Origin of the sequence: Kitasatospora griseola, from assembly GCF_014648555.1 — a bacterium.
GTDB classification, from domain to species: Bacteria; Actinomycetota; Actinomycetes; order Streptomycetales; family Streptomycetaceae; genus Kitasatospora; species Kitasatospora griseola.
The window spans coordinates 140,787-162,415 of record NZ_BMRI01000015.1 but is presented as its reverse complement, the minus strand read 5'-3'; the positions used below and the strand labels follow the sequence as shown (position 1 = coordinate 162,415).

General features: G+C 73.6%; 21 protein-coding genes. 11 read left to right on the top strand and 10 right to left on the bottom strand.

The window, feature by feature from the left end; translation table 11 throughout:
• Nucleotides 1-31: 31 nt before the first annotated feature.
• On the top strand, nucleotides 32-1,933 hold the full coding sequence (locus IEZ12_RS20825; RefSeq protein WP_189273475.1) for a putative bifunctional diguanylate cyclase/phosphodiesterase: 1,902 nt from the start codon (nucleotides 32-34) through the stop codon (nucleotides 1,931-1,933).
• Between the two features lie 4 nt (nucleotides 1,934-1,937).
• Here the strand turns inward: IEZ12_RS20825 and IEZ12_RS20820 are convergent, their stop codons facing one another.
• Nucleotides 1,938-3,014, bottom strand: a complete 1,077-nt coding sequence (locus IEZ12_RS20820; protein ID WP_043914099.1) for an LLM class flavin-dependent oxidoreductase — start codon at nucleotides 3,012-3,014, stop codon at nucleotides 1,938-1,940.
• Nucleotides 3,015-3,437: 423 nt separating this feature from the next.
• Here IEZ12_RS20820 and IEZ12_RS20815 point away from each other — a divergent pair, with 423 nt between their 5' ends.
• Entirely contained in the window at nucleotides 3,438-4,055 is a 618-nt protein-coding gene (locus IEZ12_RS20815; protein WP_189273473.1) for a VTT domain-containing protein, read from the top strand.
• Nucleotides 4,056-4,299: 244 nt separating this feature from the next.
• On the top strand, nucleotides 4,300-5,559 hold the full coding sequence (locus IEZ12_RS20810; RefSeq protein ID WP_043914101.1) for a polysaccharide deacetylase family protein: 1,260 nt from the start codon (nucleotides 4,300-4,302) through the stop codon (nucleotides 5,557-5,559).
• On the opposite strand, the gene wecB is transcribed toward IEZ12_RS20810, so the two are convergent.
• Nucleotides 5,475-6,722: a non-hydrolyzing UDP-N-acetylglucosamine 2-epimerase gene (gene wecB, locus IEZ12_RS20805; RefSeq protein WP_189273470.1), complete on the bottom strand. Its 1,248-nt coding sequence runs from the start codon at nucleotides 6,720-6,722 to the stop codon at nucleotides 5,475-5,477. The two genes, IEZ12_RS20810 and wecB, sit on opposite strands and share 85 nt — an antisense overlap.
• Before the next feature lie 345 nt (nucleotides 6,723-7,067).
• Between wecB and IEZ12_RS20800 the strand changes: the two genes are divergently transcribed.
• From IEZ12_RS20800 to IEZ12_RS20785, 4 genes are all read left to right on the top strand, one after another.
• On the top strand, nucleotides 7,068-7,268 hold the full coding sequence (locus IEZ12_RS20800) for a hypothetical protein (protein ID WP_043914102.1): 201 nt from the start codon (nucleotides 7,068-7,070) through the stop codon (nucleotides 7,266-7,268).
• 65 nt (nucleotides 7,269-7,333) lie between these two features.
• Nucleotides 7,334-7,915: an archaeosortase/exosortase family protein gene (locus IEZ12_RS20795; RefSeq protein WP_043914103.1), complete on the top strand. Its 582-nt coding sequence runs from the start codon at nucleotides 7,334-7,336 to the stop codon at nucleotides 7,913-7,915.
• A complete protein-coding gene (locus tag IEZ12_RS20790) occupies nucleotides 7,912-9,243 on the top strand; it encodes an XrtP-associated glycosyltransferase (RefSeq protein WP_189273468.1) in 1,332 nt (443 codons plus the stop codon). Before IEZ12_RS20795 ends, IEZ12_RS20790 begins: the two co-directional genes overlap by 4 nt.
• Nucleotides 9,244-9,371: 128 nt before the next feature.
• Nucleotides 9,372-10,106: a choice-of-anchor P family protein gene (locus tag IEZ12_RS20785; protein ID WP_189273466.1), complete on the top strand. Its 735-nt coding sequence runs from the start codon at nucleotides 9,372-9,374 to the stop codon at nucleotides 10,104-10,106.
• A 68-nt stretch (nucleotides 10,107-10,174) separates the two neighbouring features.
• On the opposite strand, the gene IEZ12_RS20780 is transcribed toward IEZ12_RS20785, so the two are convergent.
• From IEZ12_RS20780 to IEZ12_RS20755, 6 genes are read right to left on the bottom strand one after another with little or no spacing between them, the layout of a single operon-like run.
• On the bottom strand, nucleotides 10,175-11,023 hold the full coding sequence (locus tag IEZ12_RS20780) for an alpha/beta fold hydrolase (protein ID WP_189273464.1): 849 nt from the start codon (nucleotides 11,021-11,023) through the stop codon (nucleotides 10,175-10,177).
• Complete coding sequence (locus IEZ12_RS20775) at nucleotides 11,020-12,093, bottom strand: branched-chain amino acid ABC transporter permease (RefSeq protein WP_189273462.1); 1,074 nt, start codon at nucleotides 12,091-12,093, stop codon at nucleotides 11,020-11,022. The genes IEZ12_RS20780 and IEZ12_RS20775 overlap by 4 nt, the downstream gene beginning before the upstream one ends.
• Nucleotides 12,090-12,956, bottom strand: coding sequence for a branched-chain amino acid ABC transporter permease (locus IEZ12_RS20770; RefSeq protein ID WP_100588644.1), 867 nt, complete (start codon nucleotides 12,954-12,956; stop codon nucleotides 12,090-12,092). Before IEZ12_RS20770 ends, IEZ12_RS20775 begins: the two co-directional genes overlap by 4 nt.
• On the bottom strand, nucleotides 12,956-13,684 hold the full coding sequence (locus IEZ12_RS20765) for an ABC transporter ATP-binding protein (RefSeq protein WP_043914109.1): 729 nt from the start codon (nucleotides 13,682-13,684) through the stop codon (nucleotides 12,956-12,958). Before IEZ12_RS20765 ends, IEZ12_RS20770 begins: the two co-directional genes overlap by 1 nt.
• The gene (locus tag IEZ12_RS20760) at nucleotides 13,681-14,436 is read right to left on the bottom strand and encodes an ABC transporter ATP-binding protein (RefSeq protein WP_189273460.1); all 756 of its coding nucleotides are present in this window, start codon (nucleotides 14,434-14,436) and stop codon (nucleotides 13,681-13,683) included. Before IEZ12_RS20760 ends, IEZ12_RS20765 begins: the two co-directional genes overlap by 4 nt.
• Before the next feature lie 5 nt (nucleotides 14,437-14,441).
• Nucleotides 14,442-15,680, bottom strand: coding sequence for a substrate-binding domain-containing protein (locus IEZ12_RS20755; protein WP_100588643.1), 1,239 nt, complete (start codon nucleotides 15,678-15,680; stop codon nucleotides 14,442-14,444).
• Between the two features lie 262 nt (nucleotides 15,681-15,942).
• Between IEZ12_RS20755 and IEZ12_RS20750 the strand changes: the two genes are divergently transcribed.
• Nucleotides 15,943-16,710, top strand: coding sequence for a CoA transferase subunit A (locus IEZ12_RS20750; protein ID WP_043914113.1), 768 nt, complete (start codon nucleotides 15,943-15,945; stop codon nucleotides 16,708-16,710).
• Entirely contained in the window at nucleotides 16,710-17,351 is a 642-nt protein-coding gene (locus tag IEZ12_RS20745) for a 3-oxoacid CoA-transferase subunit B (RefSeq protein WP_189273458.1), read from the top strand. The genes IEZ12_RS20750 and IEZ12_RS20745 overlap by 1 nt, the downstream gene beginning before the upstream one ends.
• A 41-nt stretch (nucleotides 17,352-17,392) precedes the next feature.
• On the opposite strand, the gene IEZ12_RS20740 is transcribed toward IEZ12_RS20745, so the two are convergent.
• Nucleotides 17,393-18,130, bottom strand: coding sequence for a uracil-DNA glycosylase (locus IEZ12_RS20740; protein ID WP_189273456.1), 738 nt, complete (start codon nucleotides 18,128-18,130; stop codon nucleotides 17,393-17,395).
• 85 nt (nucleotides 18,131-18,215) lie between these two features.
• The gene (locus tag IEZ12_RS20735; RefSeq protein WP_189273455.1) at nucleotides 18,216-19,340 is read right to left on the bottom strand and encodes a low temperature requirement protein A; all 1,125 of its coding nucleotides are present in this window, start codon (nucleotides 19,338-19,340) and stop codon (nucleotides 18,216-18,218) included.
• 186 nt (nucleotides 19,341-19,526) lie between these two features.
• Between IEZ12_RS20735 and IEZ12_RS20730 the strand changes: the two genes are divergently transcribed.
• Both IEZ12_RS20730 and IEZ12_RS20725 read left to right on the top strand, forming a co-directional pair.
• Entirely contained in the window at nucleotides 19,527-20,054 is a 528-nt protein-coding gene (locus IEZ12_RS20730; RefSeq protein WP_189273453.1) for a DUF2563 family protein, read from the top strand.
• 37 nt (nucleotides 20,055-20,091) lie between these two features.
• Nucleotides 20,092-21,629, top strand: a 1,538-nt coding sequence (locus tag IEZ12_RS20725) for a WXG100 family type VII secretion target (RefSeq protein ID WP_189273451.1), incomplete at its 3' end; no start/stop codon positions are given.

The window sequence follows — 21,629 nt, the reverse complement described above, 5'->3', positions numbered from 1 at the left end:
GATCAGTGGCAGCAGCGGACGGGAGCGTGCCGTGCCGGGCCGGAACGTCGGGGCCGACGCACACCATCAGGGTGGGCGGCCCGAAACGCCGCGCCCGCAGGACGGCGGGACCGCCTCGAAGGCGACCACCGGTCCGCCCCGGATCTGCACCGTCTGCGGCAGCCTGCTGAGCGCCGACTCCGTGCACCTGGCCGACGCGCTGCGGGCCAGCGAGTCGCGCTTCCGCGCCGCGTTCTCCGACGCCGGCATCGGCATGGCGCTGATCGACACCGATGACCTGGTGATCGAGGGCAACCCGGCGTTCGCGGCCATGCTCGGCCGGGAGACCGCCGAACTCTCCGGCCTGCACATCCACCAGATCATCGATCCGGAGGACCCGTCCCGGCTCCGCTACCGCGAGCTGGTGCGCGGCGAGCGCGACCGGATGCGCACCGAGAAGCGGCTCAAGCACCGCGACGGGCGCGAGGTCTGGGGCCGGGTCACCGTCTCGCTGATCCGCGACGGCGCGGGCCTGCCGTACTACACGCTGGTGATGGTCGAGGACATCACCGAGCAGCGCCAGCTCGGCGACCGGCTCGCCTACCAGGCGCTGCACGACCCGCTGACCAGGCTGCCGAACCGGGCGCTGTTCTTCGAGCGCCTGGAGTCCGCGTTCAAGCCGGCCGGTCAGGCCGGGTCGCAGGACGTGGACGGCGAGCCCCGGATCGGGCTGTGCTACGTCGACCTGGACGGCTTCGCGGCCATCAACGAGACCCTCGGCCACCACATCGGCGACCAACTGCTGGTCGCCGTCGCCGCCCGGCTGGAGCACGGATTCGCCGACGGCGAGGGCCACTTGGTGGCCCGCCTGGGCGGCGACGAGTTCGCCGTGCTGGTCACCGACAGCTCGGGCCACCAGCAGCTCACCCACCTGGCGGCCGGGCTGATGGGCGCCCTGGAGCGGCCCTTCGAGGTGGCCGGGCACCGGCTGACGGTGACCGCCTCGATCGGCGTGGTGGAGCGCCCGGTGCGCGGCTCCACCCCCACCGACCTGATCCGCGACGCCGACTCCACCCTGTACTGGTCGAAGGCCGACGGCCGGGCCCGCTGGACGCTGTACGACCGCGACCGCGGCGCCGACCAGCTGACCCGGCACCTGCTGGCCACCGCGCTGCGCCCGGCCGTGGAGCGCGGCGAGTTCGTCGTCGAGTACCAGCCGCTGGTGGGCCTGGCGGACGGCACGGTGCACGGCGCGGAGTCGCTGGTGCGCTGGCGCCACCCGCGCTACGGGCTGCTGTCGCCGGACCGTTTCATCCCGCTCGCCGAGGAGTCCGGGGCGATCGTGCCGCTCGGCAAGTGGGTGCTGGAGGAGTCCTGCCGCCAGGCCCGGCGCTGGCTGGACGAGTTCCCGGGCTCGGAGACGTTCATCTCGGTGAACCTGGCCGCCCGTCAGATCTGGGACTCCGACGTGGTCGCCGACGTCGCCGAGGTGCTGGAGCGCACCGGGCTGCCGACCCGGCTGCTGCAGCTGGAGATCACCGAGAGCGCGATCCTCGGCCCCAGCGGGCGCCCGCTGCAGGCGCTGCAGGCGCTCGCCGACATGGGCGTGCGGATCGCCATCGACGACTTCGGCACCGGCTACTCGAACCTCGCCTACCTGTCCCGGCTGCCGGTGCACGCGCTGAAGCTGGACGGCACCTTCATCGAGGCGTTCCGGGAGAGCGCGCCCGGCGACGGCGGGCGGCGGCGCGCCGCCGACGAGCAGATCGTCGGCGCCGTCGTGCAGCTGGCGCACGCCCTGGGCCTGACCGTCACCGCCGAGGGCATCGAGAACGCCGCCCAGGCCGAGCGCCTGCGGCAGACCGGCTGCGACTTCGCCCAGGGCTGGCACTTCGCCCGCCCGGGCGCCCCCGACCGGATCGCGGAGATACTGCGGGAGCGCCCTCGCCGGTGAGCCGTCAGCCGGTGAGGCCGTACGCCTCGGCGATCATCCCGTAGGACGTCAGCCGGTTCTGGTGGCCGTGGATGTGCGAGGTCACCATCAGTTCGTCCGCGCCGGTGCGCTTGCGCAGCGCCTCCAGGCCGTCGACGACCTCCTCGGGGGTGCCGAGCACCACGTCGGCCAGCCAGGAGTCCACGAAGTCCTCCTCGGCCGACGTGTAGGTGCGCGCGGCGGCCTCCTCCGGGGTGGGGATCGGCCCGGGCCGGCCCAGGCGCAGCCGCAGCATGCCGAGGGCGGCGGAGCGGGCCAGCCACAGCGCCCGCTCGGTGGTCTCGGCGGCGACCGCGTTGACCCCGATCAGCGCGTACGGCTCGGACAGCACCTCGGACGGGCGGAAGTTGTCCCGGTACAGGTCGAGCGCGGGCACCGTGTTGGCGGCGCTGAAGTGGTGCGCGAAGGCGAACGGCAGGCCGAGCCGGGCGGAGAGCTGCGCGGAGAAGCCGGACGAGCCGAGCAGCCAGATCGGCGGGCGGGTCGCGGAGCGCGGCACCGCCACCAGCCGGGCGTACGGGTGGCTGGTGGGGAAATCGCCGTCCAGGAAGTGGGTGAGCTCGGCGAGCTGGCGCGGGAAGTCCTCGGCGCCGTCGGCCAGGCCGCGGCGCAGGGCCCGGGCGGTGGCCTGGTCGGTGCCGGGGGCGCGGCCGAGGCCGAGGTCGATCCGGCCGGGGTGCAGGGCCTCCAGCAGGCCGAACTGCTCGGCGACGGTGAGCGGGGCGTGGTTGGGCAGCATCACGCCGCCGGAGCCGAGCCGCAGGGTGCTGGTGTGCGCGCCGAGGTGGGCGAGCAGCACGGCGGGCGCCGAGGACGCGACGCCGGGCATGCCGTGGTGCTCGGCGACCCAGAACCGGTGGAAGCCCCAGCGCTCGGCACTGCGGGCGAGTTCGGTGGTGGCGGCGAGCGCCTCGCCGGCGCTGTGGCCGGCGCCGATGGTGGCGAGGTCGAGGATCGAGAGCGGGGCGGGGGCGGTGCCGACGGCCCGGCCGCGGATCCTGTCGTCGTCGCCGGGGTGCCGGTCGGTCGGTGCGGTGGTCATGCGGCGCGTCCTCCTGGTGCCCCGGCCCGGTGCCCGGGCGTCCGACGGAGGACAACCCGTCAACCGGCCGGGCTGTTCCCGCCGGCCGGGACGAATCGCCAACGAGGCACCGCCGCTGGCGAGTTCACGCCACCGCGAGAAGTCGCCAGCGACGATGGTCGAGCCGGGCCCCGGGGATGCGGCAGGCTGGTGATCGTCGCGGACGACCTACCGGCTCCGCGCACCGCACCGGAGTCGCGGGCTCGACCAGCGCCGCGGATCCCCCGAGCCCCCGCAGCGGCACCCCGCCGGGGGCTCCCAGCCGTGCCCGGACACGTGTGCGGCATCCCACACGGGGGTGCTTCAGGTGATGAAAGGTGTCCGCGCTAGCGTTGACCCTCGTTGCAGCTGCCTCTCCCCCGGGCGGGCTGGAGGGAGAGAACCTTGGACGCCGACGCGGTGATCGCACCTGCGTGGTACTGCGCGCTCGCGCTGGTCGCGGTGCTCGGTGACGCCTTCCTGCCGTTCCTGCCCAGCGGGACGCTGGTGATCCTGGCCGTGCTGAAGACCGGCCAGGTGGGCGGCTCGCCGCTGCCGCTGGCCGCGGGCGTGGCGGTGGCGTCCTTCCTCGGCGATCTGCTGCTGCTCCAGCTGGCCCGCCGCGGCGCGCCCGCGGTGAACCGGCGCCTGGCGCGCCGGCCCCGGCTGGCGGCCAACGTGGCCCGGGTGCAGCGGGCGCTGACCGGCCGCACCACCAGTCGGACGGCGGCGGCGATCGTGATCGTGGCGCGTTTCGTCCCCGCCGGGCGGACGGTGCTGGACCTGGCGGTCGGCCACTCCCCGAACCGGCCGTGGACCTTCCTGCGCTGGTCGGCGGTGGCCGCGGTGGTGTGGGCGGCGTACATCGTCAGCCTCGGCTGGCTGAACCTGCACTGGTTCGACACCGAGTGGCTGAGCCTGGCGATCTCCTCGGTGGCGGCGACGGCGATCAGCAGCCTGGTGGTCCAAGTGGTGCGCCGACGCCGCCGGCTGGCGGTGCTGGTCGAGGGCGAACCGGCCTAGGAAGGCCGCTGCCTCGGGGTTTGTGTCCCAGGACGGCAACAGGACGACCGCGGCGGGAGCCGGACGAAGTCGACTCGCGTGATGACCGGTTGAGGGTGGGCGGCGTTGGACCGCCCGTCCCGGGCATGCCATCCTTGAGTGGCGAAACCGTCAAATTGTCCGAGTTTGCCAGAAGTTGACCATCCGGAGCCGCGGCAGGCGTCCGGATCTTCTTCTGGCCGGGCCCACTGCGGCAGGGGAGACCATGAGCACCATCTCGCGCAGGACAGTGCTGTCCGCCACGGCGGCCACCGCGGCCCTGGGGGCCGTCGCCGCCTGTTCGAGCGGAGGTGGCGCCGCCGGCCGGCCCGGCTCCGACGCGGGCGCCGGCAGCGGCGGCGGCAAGCCCGCCCCGGGCCAGTCCAGCACCAAGGGCACCCCGATCGGCGACGGCTCCAACGCCGACACCGGCCCGCAGCCGAACCAGCCGAAGGCCGAGAAGCTGAAGCCCGGTGAGGCGCCGCCGCAGTTCGTGGTGTTCTCCTGGGACGGCGCGGGCGCCACCGACGACGGCCAGTTCACCCGGTTCCTCAAGCTCGCCGAGGAGCACAAGGCGACCATGACGTTCTTCCTCTCCGGCATCTACACGCTGCCGAAGGAGAAGTCCTCGCTGTACCACCCGCCGAAGCACACCCAGGGCGCCTCCGACATCCCGTTCCTGTCCGAGGGCGCGGTCCGCAACACGCTGAAGCTGATCAGCCAGGCGTGGCTGGCCGGCCACGAGATCGGCACCCACTTCAACGGGCACTTCTGCTCGACCCGCTCGGACGGCAACGGCGTCAACAAGTGGTCGCCGGAGGACTGGGAGAGCGAGATCGAGCAGGCCGTCGGCTTCGTCACCCGGTGGAAGACCAACACCGGGTTCACCGACGTCGACCCGCTGCCCTTCGACTACAAGAAGGAGCTGATCGGCGGCCGCACCCCGTGCCTGGAGGGCCAGAAGACGCTGCTGCCGACCGCCGCCAAGCTCGGCTGGAAGTACGACGCCAGCTCGCCCGGCGGGCAGCAGATCTGGCCGCAGAAGGTCCAGGACGGCAAGATCTGGGACTTCCCGCTGCAGGGCATCCCGTTCCCCGGGCACAACTTCCAGGTGCTGTCGATGGACTACAACATCCTGGCCAACCAGTCCGCCGGCTCCACCAAGGGCGACCCGGCCAAGTACGGCCAGTGGCGCGACCAGGCCCGGGACTCCTACCTGGCGGGCTTCAACCGGGCCTACAGCACCAACCGCGCGCCGTTCTTCGTCGGCAACCACTTCGAGCAGTGGAACGGCGGCATCTACATGGACGCCGTCGAGCAGACCCTCAAGGAGATCGCCGGCAAGCCGGACGTCCGCCTGGTCTCGTTCCGGCAGCTGGTCGAGTGGCTGGAGGCGCAGGATCAGTCCACGCTGCGCAAGCTCCGCACCCTCAACGTCGGCCAGGCCCCGACCGGCGGCTGGCAGACCTTCCTCGGCACTCCCTGACGGTCCGCCGGCTCCGCCGACTCCGTCGCCCCGTCCGCCCCGGCCGCCGCACCGCGCGGCCGGGGCGGACGCTGCGGGTAGCGGGCCCGGACGGCGGCGGCGATCGTCCGGGACGCCTGCCCGTCGCCGTACGGGGACGGCACCTCGGCGAGCCGCGCCGCGGCGCCCGGGTCGGCGAGCAACTCGCGCAGAGCGGCGTCGAGTTCGGGCCCGGGGCGGGCCAGCCGGGCGAACCCGGCCCGGACCGCCTCCGGGCGTTCGGTGGAGTTGCGGACCACCACCAGCGGGCGCTTGAGCACCGTGCACTCCTCCTGGACGCCGCCGGAGTCGGACACCAGCAGCCGGCAGTGCCGGGCCAGCGCCAGGAACGCGGCGTGGTCGAGCGGTTCGACCGGGCGCAGCCGCCCGCCGCCGGCGAGCAGCCCGGCGCCGGCGGCGGCCGCCCGGGTGCGGGGGTGCAGCGGCAGCAGCACCGGCAGGTCGAGGCCGCCGAGTTGGGCCAGCAGCCGGGCCAGCCGGTCGGGGTCGTCGGTGTTCTCGGGCCGGTGGACGGTGGCCAGCAGGTAGTTCTCGGGGGTGACGCCGTACCGGGCCAGCACGGCGCGGGCGGCGGGTTCGTCGGGCAGGGTGGCGAGGGTGGCCTCGACCACGGTGTTGCCGGTGACCAGGATCTGCCGCGGGTCGATGCCTTCGCGCAGCAGGTGGGCGGCGGCGGTCGCGGTGGGCGCGCAGTGCAGGTCGGCGAGCGGGGCGATGACCCGCCGGTTGGCCTCCTCGGGCATGTCGCGGTCGAAGGACCGCAGGCCCGCTTCGACGTGGACGACGGGGACGCCGGCGCAGTGCGCGGCGAGCGCCCCGGCGGCGGCGGTGTTGGTGTCGCCCTGGACGATGGCGGCGGCGGGCGGGTGCTCGGCGAAGTGGCGGCTGAGTTCGCCGATCATCCGGCCGATCTGCCGGCCGCGGGGTTCGCCGCCGACGCCGTCCAGCCGGTGGTGCGGGGCGGGCAGTCCGTAGCCGGTGAAGAAGGCGGTGGTGAGGGCCGGGTCCCAGTGCTGTCCGGTCCACACCACGCGGGCGCGCGGGCCCAACAGCCGGGTGACGGCGGCGAGTTTGACGATCTCCGGTCGGGTTCCGAGGACCAGGGCAAGGTCGCGGGAGGTCATGGTGCTCCGTGAGGGGGACGGGACGACGGACCGAGCGCCGAGGGATCAGCCGGCGGGATTTTTGAATGACGATCACATGGTCATGACGCTCCGTCGGTGAGCGCCGCGCGCCGCGCCCTTGCCGACCGTCGGGGGCGCGAGGACCACCCGCTCGGCGCAGCCGCCGTCCGCCCGGACGCCCGCTCGGCCGCCGTGGCACCGACGGCCGAGCGGGCCGGGCTCCGGACGTGGGGCGTCCGAGTGGTCTTCCGGCCGATCCGCGCGTCACTGCGGTCTGATGATCGGCCTGGCAGTCACCTTGGGCTCGGCCCGGAAGCCACCTGGCCGAGACGAGAGGAGACGACCGTGTACGGACCCCACGTCGGCGGAATCCCGCCTGTCGCGGCCGGCGGCGGAGTGCTGGCCTCCACCGGTTCGCCCGGACTCGGCCTGGCGGCCGCCGCGGCCACCGGCCTGCTGCTGGTCGGAGTGGTGCTGGTGCGGCGCGGCCGGCTGGCCACCGCCCCGCCCCGCCCCGAGCGGTCCGACCCGGACCGCCGTCCCTGACCTCCCCCGGACCGGGCGGACGACCGCCGGGTCCGGCCCGTCCGCCCCTCCGCGTGGAGCCGCCCATGCCTGCCACCGCACTCTCCGGACTGCCGGCCCGGCCCGCCGCCCGCACCCGCCCCGGCCCGCTCGGCGCGGTGTGCGGCCCGCTCGCCCTCGCCCTGGCCGGCCTGCTGGTCGGCGGCGAACACATGTACCGCAACCTGGAGTTGACCGCCGTCGCCCAGGTGGCGACCCACCTGCTGGGGCTGCGCACCCTGCTGCTGCCGAGCCCGAGCGCGCCGGTGCTGTACGCGGGCGGTCCGGACCACTTCGAGCGCGGCATCGCGCTGACCACCGGCTGCAGCAGCGCCCTGCTGATCGCGCCGTTCGCGCTGGTCCTCGGCCTGCTGCTGCTGTTCGGCCACCGCCGCCCGGGCCGGCTGCTGCTGGCCCTGGCACTGGCCGGCACGCTGATCGCCGGCACCAACCTGGGCCGGCTCACCCTGATCGTCGCCATGCAGCACCGCTACGGCAGCGCCGGGTTCGAGTGGACGCACGTCCTGTTCGGCTCGCTGCTGATGATGGTCGCCGCGCTGGCGGCCCTGCTGCTCTGTCTCGCCGTGGTCGCCCGCGGCTCCGCCCCCGCCGAGGACGTCGCCCCGTGAGCCTGCTCGATCTCTCCGTCTGCCTGTCCTTCATCCTCGGCGTCGGCTTCCTCGGCTACGTCGGGGTGATCGTGACGGGCTTCCTGCGCGCCCGGCCGGACGCCCCCGGCGACCCGTCCGGCTACCAGTGGCACTTCGTCGTCCCGTGCCGCGACGAGGAGGCGGTGATCGGCCTCACCCTCGACCACCTGCACCGGCACTTCCCCACCGCCCACCTGTGGGTGGTGGACGACCACTCGACGGACCGCACCGCGGAGGTGGTCCTCGCCCTCGCCGTCGCCGGGCTGCCCGTCCACCTGGTGCGGCGCCGGCTGCCGCACGCCCGCACCGGCAAGGGCGACGCGCTGAACGCGGCGTACCACGCGCTGGCGGAGTGGCTGCCCGTCGGCGCCGACCCGGACCGGGTGGTGCTCACCGTGGTGGACGCGGACGGCCGGCCCTCGCCCAACCTGCTGCACGTGCTGGCCGGGCCGGCCTCGTTCGGCGACCCGGCGATCGGCGCCGTCCAGGTGGAGGTCCGGATGTCGAACCGGGCGGTGGCCGCGCCGCTGCCGGGCCGGAGCCGGGTCGCCAACGCCCGGGCCCGGCTGCTGGCCCGGCTGCAGGACCTGGAGTTCCGCGGGCCGATCTCCGCGATGCAGATCACCCGGCGCCGCACCGGCACCGTCAACGTCGGCGGCAACGGGCAGGCCAACCGGCTGAGCGCGCTGCGCGCGGTCGCCGCCGAGACCGGCAGCCCCTGGGGGCAGGCCCTGCTGGAGGACTTCGAGCTGGGCCTGCGGATGATGCTGGCCGGCCGCCGCAACGGCTACACCACCACCGCCTGGGTCGAGCAGGAGGCGCTGTGGAGCGTGCGGCAGCTGCTCACCCAGCGGGTCCGCTGGGCGCAGGGCTCGATGCAGTGCGCCCGGTACCTGCCGCGGATCTGGAGCTCCCGGGAGTTCAGCGCGCTCGGCTTCCTGGAGGTGGGCTACTTCATGGCGCAGCCCTGGCTCCAGGTGGTCGGCATGTTCGCCTACCTGCTGCCGATCGGGGTCTTCGGCTACCACTCCTGGGCGTACCCGGAGTTCACCGCGGACTTCCTCGCCCACGGCGGCGCCCTGCTGATCGGCCTGTATCTGCTGATCGGGATCGCCGAGTTCGCCGTCTGGGGGCCGCTGTACCGGCGCCGCTGCGAGCGGGACATCGGCCGCGGCCCGGCGCTGGGGTACGGGCTCGCGCTGGCGGTCTACGCGTTCGGGACGTACCTGGTCGCGGTGCGCGCGTTCTGGCGGCTGGTGCGCGGGGAGCAGAGCTGGCACAAGACCGCACGGACAGCCGCGCGTTGACGCCCCGTCAGGCAACTACTCCATTCGACCGGATTTCCCGACCAGTCACATAAGCCTCTTGTCGCATCAGGGAATTGATCGACAGCCCTCGGAATCGGCACTTCCTCCCCCAGAAAGGCGGTCCGTTCGTGACCACCGTCCCCACCCGCACCCGCGTCCTGGCCGGCGCAGCTCTCGCGGCCGGCCTGTTCTGCTCCGCCGCACCGGCGTTCGCCGCGCTCACCTCCCCCGAGGCGACGGCGTACGTGGTCTCCGCCGACGCACTGAACAACAACGTGGCCGTCCCGCCGCAACCGCTGTCCACCTACCCGCCGGGCGGCACCCAGACCCTGGTGGGCCTGACCGTCGGCCCGTTCGCGACCGACGCCACCCTCACCGCCACCACCGCCGGCGACCCGACGCTCGGCACCTCCTCCGCCTCCGCCACCGTCGACCACCTGACCCTGACCCTCGGCCCGGCCCTGGCCGGCGACCTGACCGGCGTCCAGGCCACCTGCAGCGCCGACCCGAACGGGGCCACCGGCAACGGCGTCATCGCGAGCGGCACCCTCACCGTGCTGGGCATCCCGACCACCCTGCAGGCGAACGCCCCGAAGAACACCAGCGTCACCGTTCCGGGCCTCGGCACCGTGACCCTCAACGAGCAGTCCACCGACGCCAACGACGTGCTCACCGTCAACGCCGTGCACATCGTCCTGCTGCCCGCCCTCGGCGGCGCCAACGTGATCGTCGGCCACGTCGAGTGCGGCGGCGCACCGGCGGCCGGGGCCGTGCCGATGATCGACACCCAGGTCGGGGTGATCGGCGGCTCGCTGGCCGCCGCAGCCGTCCTCGGCACCGTGTACTACCGGCGCCGCGCCTGACCGGGCCGGACAGCCGGGTGCCCTCCCGCTCCGGACACGGAGGCGGGAGGGCACCGGAGCGTTCGCGCTCAGACCAGCAGCTCGGCCAGCCGGTCGGCCCAGATGATCGAGTAGTGGCTGGTGCCGGCCAGCAGCTCGGTCGGGACGGTGACCTTCGCCGCCGCCAGCCGGCCCTCGTCGTACAGCGCCTGCGGCTCGTTCAGCAGGCCGCGCTCGGCGTACAGGAACTGCGTCGGGACGGTGAGGCGGTGGATCGCGCCGGCCGCCTCCGGATCGAGCAGCACCTGGGCGCCGTCGGTGGTGATCGCCTCGTGGACGCAGGACGAGACCAGCTCGGGGGCCTCGCCGATCAGGTCGCGCTGGGTGTACGCGTCCAACTCCTCGCTCCACTCGGCGAACGCGGGGTGCGCCTGCCAGAACCCGCGGTAGGCCTCGCGGCTCTCGAAGGTCATCGACAGCCGGGCCAGCGCCGGGCCGAGCACCGCGGCCAGCGCGTCCTCCTCGCGGACGCCCTCGGGCAGCGGGAAGGTCACCGCGCCGTCGACCAGGACCAGGTCGGCGAGCAGCTCGGGGTGCCGGGTGGCGGCGACGGCCGACACCCAGGCGCCCATCGAGTGGCCGACCAGCCGGACCGGGCCGGCGTCCAGGTGGCGGATCAGCGCGGCGACGTCCTCCGCGTGCCGGCCCAGGCCCCACGGGCCGGGCAGGTCGCGGCTGGCGGCCCGGCCGCGCAGGTCGGGGGCGTACAGCGCGACCCGGCCGTCCAGCAGGCGGGCCAGGCCCGCCCAGGCCAGCGCATTGGCGGTGATGCCGTGCACGGCGACCACCACGGGCGCGCCCGGGTCGGCGGCCGGCCAGTGCAGGACGGCGAGGTCACCGCCGTCGACGGGGACGGTCAGGTGCTGGGGGAGAGTCATGCGGCGCCTTCCGGTACGGCGGTGACGGACACCTTGGCGGCCCTGGCGGCCCGGCCCGCGCGCAGCCGGGCGGGCAGCTTGGCCAGACCGCCGGGCAGCAGGTAGACCACGGCGACGAAGAGCGTACCCAGCAGGAACAGCGGCTGGGAGAGCGGAACCCGCAGCACGGACGGGAGTTCCGCGATGGACGCGGAGTTCGCCAGGTCGCCGAGCCGGTGCGCGGCCCAGGTGTAGAGCACGCCGCCGAGCAGCGGCCCCCACCGGGTGCCGGAGCCGCCGAGCACCACCATCACCAGCAGCGCCAGCGTCGCGTCCGAGCTCGCGGCCTGCGGGGTGGCGCCGCCGGTGAGCAGCAGGTAGACCACGCCGCCCGCGCCGGCCAGGCCGCCCGACACGGTGAACGCGACCAGCTTGAAGCCGTACGGGCGCAGGCCCAGCACCTCGACCCGGCGCTCGTTCTCCCGGATGCCGGCCCACACCCGCCCGGTCGGCGAGGAGACCGTCCAGTGCACCACGGCGAGCGTGACGACCAGGTAGAGCACCGCGATCCAGTACAGGTTGGCGGTGTTCTGAATGCCGATCAGCGCGTCCGGCAGGTGCTCGGCGGGCGCCGAGCGGCCCTCCTCGCCGCCGGTCAGACCGCCGGGGTTGCGCTGCACCAGGATCGCCCCGGCCTGCGCGAACGCCAGCGTGACCATGGAGAAGCCGATGCCGGTGACCTTCAGCGACACCGAGCCGAGCAGCAGCGCCAGCGCGATCGAGCAGGCGATGCCGAACACCGCGGCCGGGACGAAGCCGAGGCCGAACTCCAGCATCGCCAGGTCGGTGGCGTACAGGCCGGTGGCGAAGTACAGGGCGTGCCCGAAGGAGAGCAGCCCGGTGCGGCCGAGCAGCAGGTCGTAGCCGGTGGCGAGGCCGCCGTAGACCAGGCACAGCGCGATCAGCTGGAGGCTGCCGGGGCTGCCGAGCGGGCCGTCCAGCAGGCCGGGCAGCGACAGGGTGCTGTACGGCGCGGTCACCAGGACGACCAGCAGGCCGAGCGGCCACCAGCGCTTGAGGTGGGTGGTCATGCGAGTCTCCCGGTGAGTCCGCGCGGCTTGACGAGCAGCAGCACGGCGAGCAGGACGACCACGGAGAGGTCGCCGAGGCCCGCGGCGGTGTAGTAGTTGGCGAACTGCTGGACCAGTCCGACGCCGACCGAGGCGACGGCCGCGCCGGTGACGGAGCCCATGCCGCCCATCACCACGACCACGAAGGCGAAGATCAGCAGTCCGGTGCCCTGGCCGGGGTTGATCGAGCCGAAGTACAGGCCGGCCAGCGCCCCGCCGAGCGAGGCGGCGGCGCCGCCGATCGCGAAGACCAGGGTGAAGGCCTTGCGGACGTCGATGCCGAGCGCGGTGACCATCGCCCGGTCCTCGACGCCGGCCCGGACGATCAGCCCGTAGCGGGTCTTCGCCAGGAACAGCCGCAGCAGCACCAGCACGATCAGCGCGGCGGCCATCAGCACGAAGCGGTTGACGGGCACGGTCGCGCCCAGCAGCCGCACCGTGCCGGACAGCGCCTCGGGCTGCGGGAACGGCCGGGCGTCGGCGCCCCAGATGCCCATGATCAGCGCGGGCAGCGCGAGTCCGACGCCGACGGTGGCGAGGATCTGGTCGCGCGGCCGGGAGTACAGCGGCCGGATCAGCGCGAGTTCGAGCAGCACCGAGGCGGCGGTGCCGACCGCGGTGCCGAACGGGACGGCCAGCCAGAAGCCCATCCCGCCGTCGGTGGCGGCCCACCAGGCGGCGTACGCGCCGATGGACAGCAGCGCGCCGTGCGCGAAGTTGAGCACGTCCATCAGGCCGAAGATCAGCGAGAGGCCGGAGGCGACCAGGAAGTACAGCGCGCCGAGCCCCAGTCCGGTGCAGGCGAGCAGGACGACGGTGTTCATCAGGGAGTCACCTCGGGAGCTGCGGTGGGGCGGTGGCTGCCGACGCCGAGCAGCCGGCGGGCGGCGTCCTCGTCGGCGAGCAGCTCGCGGGCGTCGCCCTGGTGGGCGGTGCGGCCGTCGGCGAGGACGGCGCACTGTCCGGCGACCCGGCGGACCAGGGCCAGGTTCTGCTCGACCAGCAGCACGGGGACGGTCTCGGCGGCCCGGGCGAGCACGTCGGCGACCTCGGTGACGATCTTCGGGGCGAGGCCCTTGGTGGGCTCGTCGGCGATGATCAGCCGGTTGCCGTTGAGCAGCGTGCGGGCGATCGCCACCATCTGCTGCTGGCCGCCCGACAGGGTTCCGGCGGCCTGCCGGTGACGCTGCTTCAGCTCGGGGAACAGCTCGAAGACCAGGTCGTAGGCGGGAGTTCCGTCGCGTTCGGCCAGCCGCAGGTTCTCCGCGACGGTCAGGCCGGCGAAGATGCCGCGGTCCTCGGGCGCGTAGCCGATGCCGTGGCGGACCACCAGGTGGGTGGGCAGCCGACCGATGTCGGCGCCGTCGAACACCAGCGAGCCGGTGCGCGGGACGAGTCCCATCACGGCCTTGACGGTGGTGGTCTTGCCGGCGCCGTTGCGGCCGAGCAGTGCGGTGACTCCGGTGGCGGCGACGTCCAGGTCCACCCCGTGCAGGATGTGCAGTCCGTCGATCACCACCCGGAGGTCGCGGACGGCGAGCAGGGTCGTCACAGCGCCTCCCCGAGGTAGGCCCCCTGGACGGTTTCGTCGGCCATCACGGCCTCGGGGGTGTCGAGTGCGAGCAGAGTGCCGTGGTGCATCACGGCGAGCCGGTCGGCCAGGCCCAGCAGCACGTCCATGTGGTGTTCGACCATCAGGACGGTGCGGCCCTGCTGGTGCACGGAGCGGATCAGCTCGACCAGGGCGGGCACCTCCTCGGCGCTCACCCCCGCCATCGGCTCGTCGAGCAGGATCAGCCGGGGGTCGCCCACCAGCAGCACCGCGAGCTCCAACTTCCGCTTGCCGCCGTGCGACAGCGAACCGGCCAGGTCGTCGGCCTGGTCGGCGAGGCCGGTGCGCTCCAGGGTCTCCTCGACCTGCTGCCGGTACCGGTCGGCGCGCCGCCAGATCCGGTACGAGGCGGCCGGCCCGGCCGCGGCCTGCGCGGCCAGCCGGACGTGGTCGGCGACGGTCAGGCCGGGCCACAGCGAGGAGGTCTGGAAGGTCCGGCCGAGACCCCGCCGGGCCCGGGCGGGCACCGGCAGGGCGGTGATGTCGGCGCCGTCCAACCGGAGGGTGCCGTGGCTGGCCGGGTAGATGCCGGAGATCAGGTTGAACAGGGAGGTCTTGCCCGCCCCGTTCGGGCCGATGAAGGCGACGAACTCGCCCTCGGCGACGTCGAAGGTGACGTCCTGGACGATCGGGACGCCGCGGACGGACCAGCCGAGGCCGTCCAGCCGCAGGACCGGGGCGGGGGTGCTCATTGCGGTCAGCCCGCCATCTTGGCGACCGGCGGGGCGACCTGGTCGGCCGACAGCACCTTCTCCGCGGTGGGCTTGGCGGCGGCGCCGGTGCCGGTCAGCTTCACCTGGAACATCGGCTGCAGCAGCGCGTGGTCCTCGGCGCGGACGGTCAGCTTGCCCTTGACGCCGTCGAAGCTCCAGCCCTCCAGCGACTTCACCAGCGCGTCGGTGTCGGTGTCGGAGCCCTTGTTGGCCTCCAGCGCGTGCACCACCATCTGCGCGGCCGTGAAGCCGTCCGGGGTGAACAGGTCGGACTTGGAGCCGTTCTTGGTGACGAAGTCGTTCATCGCCAGCTCGGCCTCGGTGCCGCCGGCCGCGCCGGAGAAGTAGTGGTTCAGGAAGTCGATCTTCTCGGCGGCGGGGCCGAACAGCGGGTACGAGGCGGCCACGTCGAGGCCGGTGACGACCTTGGTCGAGGAGAACACGTCCTGCTGGTTGAGCGAGGTCCACAGCGCGGAGGCGGTGTCGCCGGCCCACGCCACGAACAGCAGGTCGGGCTTGGCGGCCTTGGCCTGAGTCGCGAACGGCGTCAGGTCGGTGGCGGACGGCGGGGCCAGCACCGCCTCCACGGTGGCGCCCTCGCCGCCGAGGACGTCCTTGACGGCGGCCACGTTGGCCTGGCCGAAGGCGTTGTCCTGCGCGAGGACGGTGACCTTCTTGCCCTTGGCGTCGCCGATGAAGGACGCGGCGGCCTTGGTGTCCTGGTAGGACTGCCGACCGGAGCGGAAGGTGTACTTGTTCAGGCCGGTGACCTTGTCGGCGGCGGCCGGGCCGCTGATGAACAGCACCTTGTTCTGCGCCGCGATCGGGCCGACCTGCAGGGCCACGCCGGAGGCGGTGGAGCCCGCCAGGATCTTGTAGTTCTTGCCGATCAGGTCCTTCGCCGCGGACACGGCCTTCGCCGGGTCGCCCGCGTCGTCCTGCTCGGCGATCTCCACCGGGTGCCCGCCGACCGCGTTCGTGCCCTTGGTGGCGTACGACAGACCGGCCTTGAAGCCCTCCAGGTACTGCTTGCCGTAGGCCGCCAGCGGACCGGTCTTGGAGTACACCAGGCCGACCTTGACCGGGCTCTTGTCGCCGCCGCCCGCCTCCGCCGAGGTGCCCGCCGTACCGGCCTTGGCGCAGGCGGACGCGAGCAGCACGCAGGCGGCCAGCGCGGCGAGCCTGCGGACGGGTCGTCTGGGGGTGGCGTCCGTGACTGACATGGTGGGGAGCTCCTGACGTACCTGTGCTGGTGGGATGCGGGAACCGTAGGGGGGCCGCCCGGAAGACGACATGTGACGGGGGCACGCATCGGCGGCCACTTCTGTGTGGGTTGGCGACATGTTGCGGTGCCGCTCCCCGCGAGGTGTGTGACGGACACATGGATCCGCCCTGCTCCATGGCGTCGCCCGCCATGGAAAGCGCCGGGGCCTGCGACGAGTGTGGTGCGGCAGTCAGCCCTCCCCCTTCGAGAAGGTGGCCCCCTTGGACAAGGTCCTGGACTCCCCCGCCCGCGCGGTCGGGGACATTCCCGACGGCGCGGTGCTCGCGGTCGGCGGCTTCGGCCTGTGCGGCATCCCGTCGACCCTGATCGGCGCGCTCGTCGACGCGGGCACCACCGGCCTGCGCGTCGTCTCCAACAACTGCGGCGTGGACGACTGGGGCCTCGGCCTGCTGCTCCGGGCCGGCCGGATCGCCCGGATGACCTCCAGCTACGTCGGCGAGAACAAGGAGTTCGCCCGCCAGTACCTGAACGGCGAACTGGAGGTCGAACTGACCCCGCAGGGCACCCTCGCGGAACGGCTGCGGGCCGGCGGCGCGGGCATCCCCGCCTTCTACACCCCGGCCGGCGCCGGCACCCAGGTCGAGGAGGGCGGCCTGCCCTGGCGCTACGCCCCGGGCGGCGGCGCCGTCGCGGTGGCCTCCCCGCCGAAGGAGGTCCGCGAGTTCGACGGGCGCTTCTACCTGCTGGAGGAGGCGATCGTCGCGGACTTCGCCCTGGTCCGCGCCGAGATCGCCGACCGCCACGGCAACTGCGTCTTCCACGCCGCCGCCCGCAACTTCAACCCGCTGTGCGCCACCGCCGGCCGGATCACCGTCGTCGAGGCCGACCGGATCGTCGAACCGGGCGAGATCCCGCCGGACGCCGTCCACCTGCCCGGCGTGTACGTCGACCGGGTGGTCGCCGCCGACCCCGCCGACCGCCGGATCGAGCGCCGCACCGTCAGTCTTTCCGCCGCGAAGGAGTCCTGATGACCACCGCGCTCGACCCGCGCGACCTGCTCGCCGCCCGCGCCGCCCGCGAACTCCGCGACGGCCAGTACGTCAACCTCGGCATCGGCCTGCCCACCCTGATCCCCAACCACCTGCCCGCGGGCGTGCACGTCGTCCTGCACTCCGAGAACGGCATCCTCGGCGTCGGCCCCTACCCGACGGACGCCGACGTCCACCCCGACCTGATCAACGCCGGCAAGGAGACCGTCACCGTCAACCCCGGCGCGGCCTACTTCGACTCGGCGTTCTCCTTCGGCATGGTGCGCTCCGGCCGGATCGACGTCTCGGTGCTCGGCGCGATGCAGGTCTCCGCGAGCGGCGACCTCGCCAACTGGATGATCCCCGGCAAGATGGTCAAGGGCATGGGCGGCGCGATGGACCTGGTCCACGGAGCCCGCCGCCTGATCGTGGTGATGGAGCACACCGCGAAGGACGGCACCCCGAAGATCGTCGACGAGCTCACCCTGCCCGCCACCGGCCGCGGCGTCGTCCACCGCATCGTCACCGACCTCGCCGTCCTCGACGTCACCTCGGACGGCCTGCGCCTGGTCGAACTCGCGGACGGCGTCACGCTCGAACAGCTCCGTGCGGCGACGGAACCCCCCGTCCTCGCCGACTGAAAGCCCCCCGGGCCCCTCAGGGGCCCGGGGAGTCCGCCGTGCTACTTCACGTTCGGGATGTTCCAGTCGACCGCCTTCTGCCCGAACCCTTCCAGCGCAGCGTTGATCTGCGAGAACGGCTTGGTGCCGAAGAAGGTCTTCTGCGACAGCGGCGACGGGTGGCCGCTCTGCACGACCACGTGCTTCTCGGTGTCGATCAGCGACAGCTTCTTCTTCGCGTAGCCGCCCCACAGCACGAACACGCACGGCTCCTCGCGGGCGCTGACCGCGCGGATCACCGCGTCGGTGAACTTCTCCCAGCCCTTGTTCTTGTGCGAGTTGGCCTGGTGCGCCTGCACCGTGAGGACCGCGTTCAGCAGCAGCACGCCCTGCTCGGCCCACGGCATCAGGTAGCCGTTGTCGGGCATCTTGAAGCCGGTGCCGGTGCCGGGCTCCGTGAAGAGGCCGAGGTCGGTGTTGAGCTCCTTGTAGATGTTGCGCAGCGACGGCGGGACCTTGACGCCGGGCAGCACGGAGAAGCTCATGCCGTGGGCCTGCCCGTTGTCGTGGTACGGGTCCTGGCCGAGGATCAGCACCCGGACGTCCTGGTAGGCGGTCACGTCCAGCGCCGAGAACTCCTGCCCGGCGGGCGGGAACACCTCGTGCTCGGCCCGCTCGGCCGCCAGGAACTCCGACAGCTGCGCGAAGTAGGGCTTGCCGGTCTCCTCGGCGAGCACTGCGCGCCAGGACTCCGGCAGCTCCAGCGCGCCGCCCACGGACGCCTCGGCCAGCTCCGTCACGATGTACCTCCCACCGGCCGCGCCGCACGGCGACCGCTCTCGCTCGATCGTTCCCGGGCCCGTTCCGGACCCGCTGCGAAGAACGCTACACAGTCGCGCCGACAGCCCGCTCCGCCCGCCGCACACGAAGCTCTTCCCAGCCGCTCAGCCCGACCAGCACCGCCGCCAGCAGGACCAGCACGGCCAGCGCGGGCAGCCGGTGCAGCGGGGTGAGGAGCAGCAGCGCCAGCAGTGCGGCCACCAGCAGGCCTGCGGTCAGCCGGGTCGGCGAGAGCTTCCCGAACATCATCCACCGGGTGTAGTTGAAGGCCAGCAGGTACAGCGCGCTGCCGCCGTACAGCAGCCCGAGCGCGCCGCCGCCGAGCGCCGCCCCGGGCCGGGCCACCGTCTCGGCGAAGCCCACCGCGACGGTGATCACCCCGGCGATCAGCGCCAGGTGCCCGTACGAGAACACCCGGCGCAGCACGTCGCGCCGCGAGAGCGCGGTCTCCAGGGCGTGCCGCATCGCGTCGGCCGCGTACCCGAAGTACTGCCACCACAGCGCGCAGGAGATCACGAACGCCACGGCCACCGAGGCCGGCCGGCCCGCGTGCAACGGGGCGCCGGCCACCGGGGCGCCGATCCCGACGATCGATTCGCCGAGCGCCACCAGCAGGAACAGCCCGAAGCGCTCGGGCAGGTGGCCCGGGTGGTACTCGACCTTCGCCAGCCGCCGGCGGAACAGCAGCGGCGCCGACAGGTCCGCCGCCGCGGCCAGCGCCCACAGCGACTCCCGTGCGGGGGACGCCAGCAGGCCGCCGATCACCAGCAGCGGACCGCTGAAGAACGCGCCCACCCCGTACGGACCGATCCAGACCCGCCGCACCCGGCGGGCCAGCAGCCCGATCAGCAGCAGCCGGGCCGCCCAGTACGCGACGCCGAACAGCACGCCGCGGTCGCCGAACGCCCCCGGCAGGGCGAGCGCCATGAACAGTCCCGCCAGGCCCACCCCGAAGATCCCGATCCGGTCCCGCGGGTTGTCCACGTCCCGGATGTTGGCCTGCACCGTGGTGCCCACCCAGCACCAGTACACCGGCACGAACGCCACCAGGGCCCGCCCGCACCCGGCCCAGTCGTGGTGGTGGTGCAGCAGCGCCGACACCTGCGTCACCGCGAACACGAACACCAGGTCGAAGTACAGCTCCGCCCAGGTGACGCGCTTCTCCCCCATCCGAACTCCCCCGTACGCCAAGCCTCTTGACGCTCCCTCAGCGGAGGACGACCGGCACAGGCTACCCGTACCGTTATCTCCGCTCCCCTGACGGACCGTCCGTTCGTACCGCTATCTTGAAAGATGGCCAATGCCACCGGCGGGCCACCACGGGGGTGGGTCCGCTTACGGGGGAGGGGATCGGCAATGAGTGACGTCTCCGGCGGGATGTCGGGGTTCGTGTACAACGTGGTCGCCGTCGCGACGACCGCACAGACGGCGGCCATGGTCGCGCTGGCGAACCAGGTCGGCGGCGGGGCGGTCAAGGTCGAGGTCGAGAACCTGCAGACCTTCAAGAACAAGGTCGACCAGATCCTGCGTGAACTCGACGGCTCGGCCGCGAGCCACGGCGAGGTCTCCCAGCAGACGCTGGCGACCGGTCAACTCGGCCAGAACTTCGGCCAGGCCGACGACCTGATGACCGCGTACAACACGGTGCACACCAACCTGGAACGGCTCTCGCAGACCCTCGCCGCACAGATCGCGGCCATGAGCGCGAGCATCGGCCAGGTCGCCGGCAACTACGGCAACACGGACGCCGAACAGCACGGCCAGTTCCGGGCACTGGACCGGACCGGCACCGGCTCGGCGCTCCCGGGCGGCGCCGCCGCCGACCCGAGGACCGCCTACCGCTCACCGGCTCCGGCCACCGGCACCCAGCAAGGCGCGTACTGACGACGTCTCCGGCGACGGAGATCGGGGGAGATGAGAGATGACAGACAAGCGCTTCGTCCGGGCAGTCCACGACGGCGGCGAGATCGGCGGCGCCAGCCACGAGCAACTGGTGGCCATGGTCCAGCACACGGACCCGATCGCCGTCATGCAGGTGGCCCAGCGACTGCTGCAGGCCTCGCAGAAGATGGACGAGGTCAGCGAGGAACTGCACGCGCACATGAGCGGCCTCGACTGGGAGGGCACCGCCGCCGAAAGCTTCAAGACCTGGGGCGGCCAGGTCTCCAAGTCCACCATGGACCTGGCCTCGTACTCGCGGAACGCCGGCACGTACATGGCCTCCGCCGGTGAGACGCTCGCCGCCGTCAAGTCGGGCATGCCGCCGGTGCCGCACGACGACATCGCGGCCGTCAGCCGCTACGACGGGCAGCCCAACGACGCCGTCAGCACCGGCGGCGCCATCCTGGGCAGCATGATCCCGGGCGTCGGCGCGGGGATCGGCAGCTGGGGCGCGAACAAGATCGCCGACGCGGTGGACTCCGACTGGGTCACCCCCGCGGAGGCCAAGGCCGCGCAGCAGCGGGTGGCACAGGCGCACAACGAGGCCATCCAGCAGATGAACAAGCTGGCGCAGGCCTACGAGCAGTCGACGACGCAGCTCAACTCGGTGCAGCCGCCGGTGTTTCCGCCGCTGCCCGGGGGCGATATCGATCACGACACTTCGGTGGACGTCCCGGTCGGCGACGACGGCGGAGGCGGCAGCACCGGCCGGAAGCCCGTCGGTCCCGTCATCGGGAAGCCGCCGATCCCGCCGCCGCCCCCGAAGCCGAATCCGCCGCAGCCGCCGGGTCCGGTCCCGCCACCGATTCCACGACCCCCGCAGCCGCCGGAGCCGCCGGGTCCGGTCCCGCCGCCCACTCCGCGGCCCCCGCATCCGCCGCTGCCGCCGGGCCCGGTCCCGCCGCCGACTCCGATCCAGGACCCGACCACCCGCATCGACCACACACCCACCCAGAGTCCCCCGGACCCGACCCTTCCGGTCACCGGCGGAGGCGGGGGTGGCGGATACGGCACGGGCGGTGGCGGCCACGGCACGGGTGGCGGTGGCCTCGGCGGCTCTGTCGGAGGCGGCGGCTACCAGGGCGGCCCGATCCCCGGCGGCGGCGGGTACTCGGGCGGCGCGGCCGGAACCGGCAGGACCGGTGGCCCCACCGCGGCGCCCGCCGGAGCGGGCCAGGCAGGTCAGGCCGGCCAGGCCGGACGCGCGGGTGCCTCGGGCATGGGCGGCGGCATGCCGCACGGCGGCGGCGGCGCGGGTGCCGGCGGCGCCCGTGGCGGAGCCGGCGGCGGCGCGCGCGGCAGCGGGCTGGTCAGCCGGGCGGGCGGCACCGTCGGCGGACGGCGCGGGCCGGCCGCGGGCGGCGAGTTCACGCCCGGCGGCACCGGGCTGCGCGCCCGGGGCGAGCGGGGAGCCGACGGCCGGGCCGGCCAGGGCGGCTTCGGCGGCGGCCAGGGCGGTGCGAACCGCAAGGGCAAGCCGCAGGGCAAGCGTCCCGACTACCTGATCGAGGACGAGGA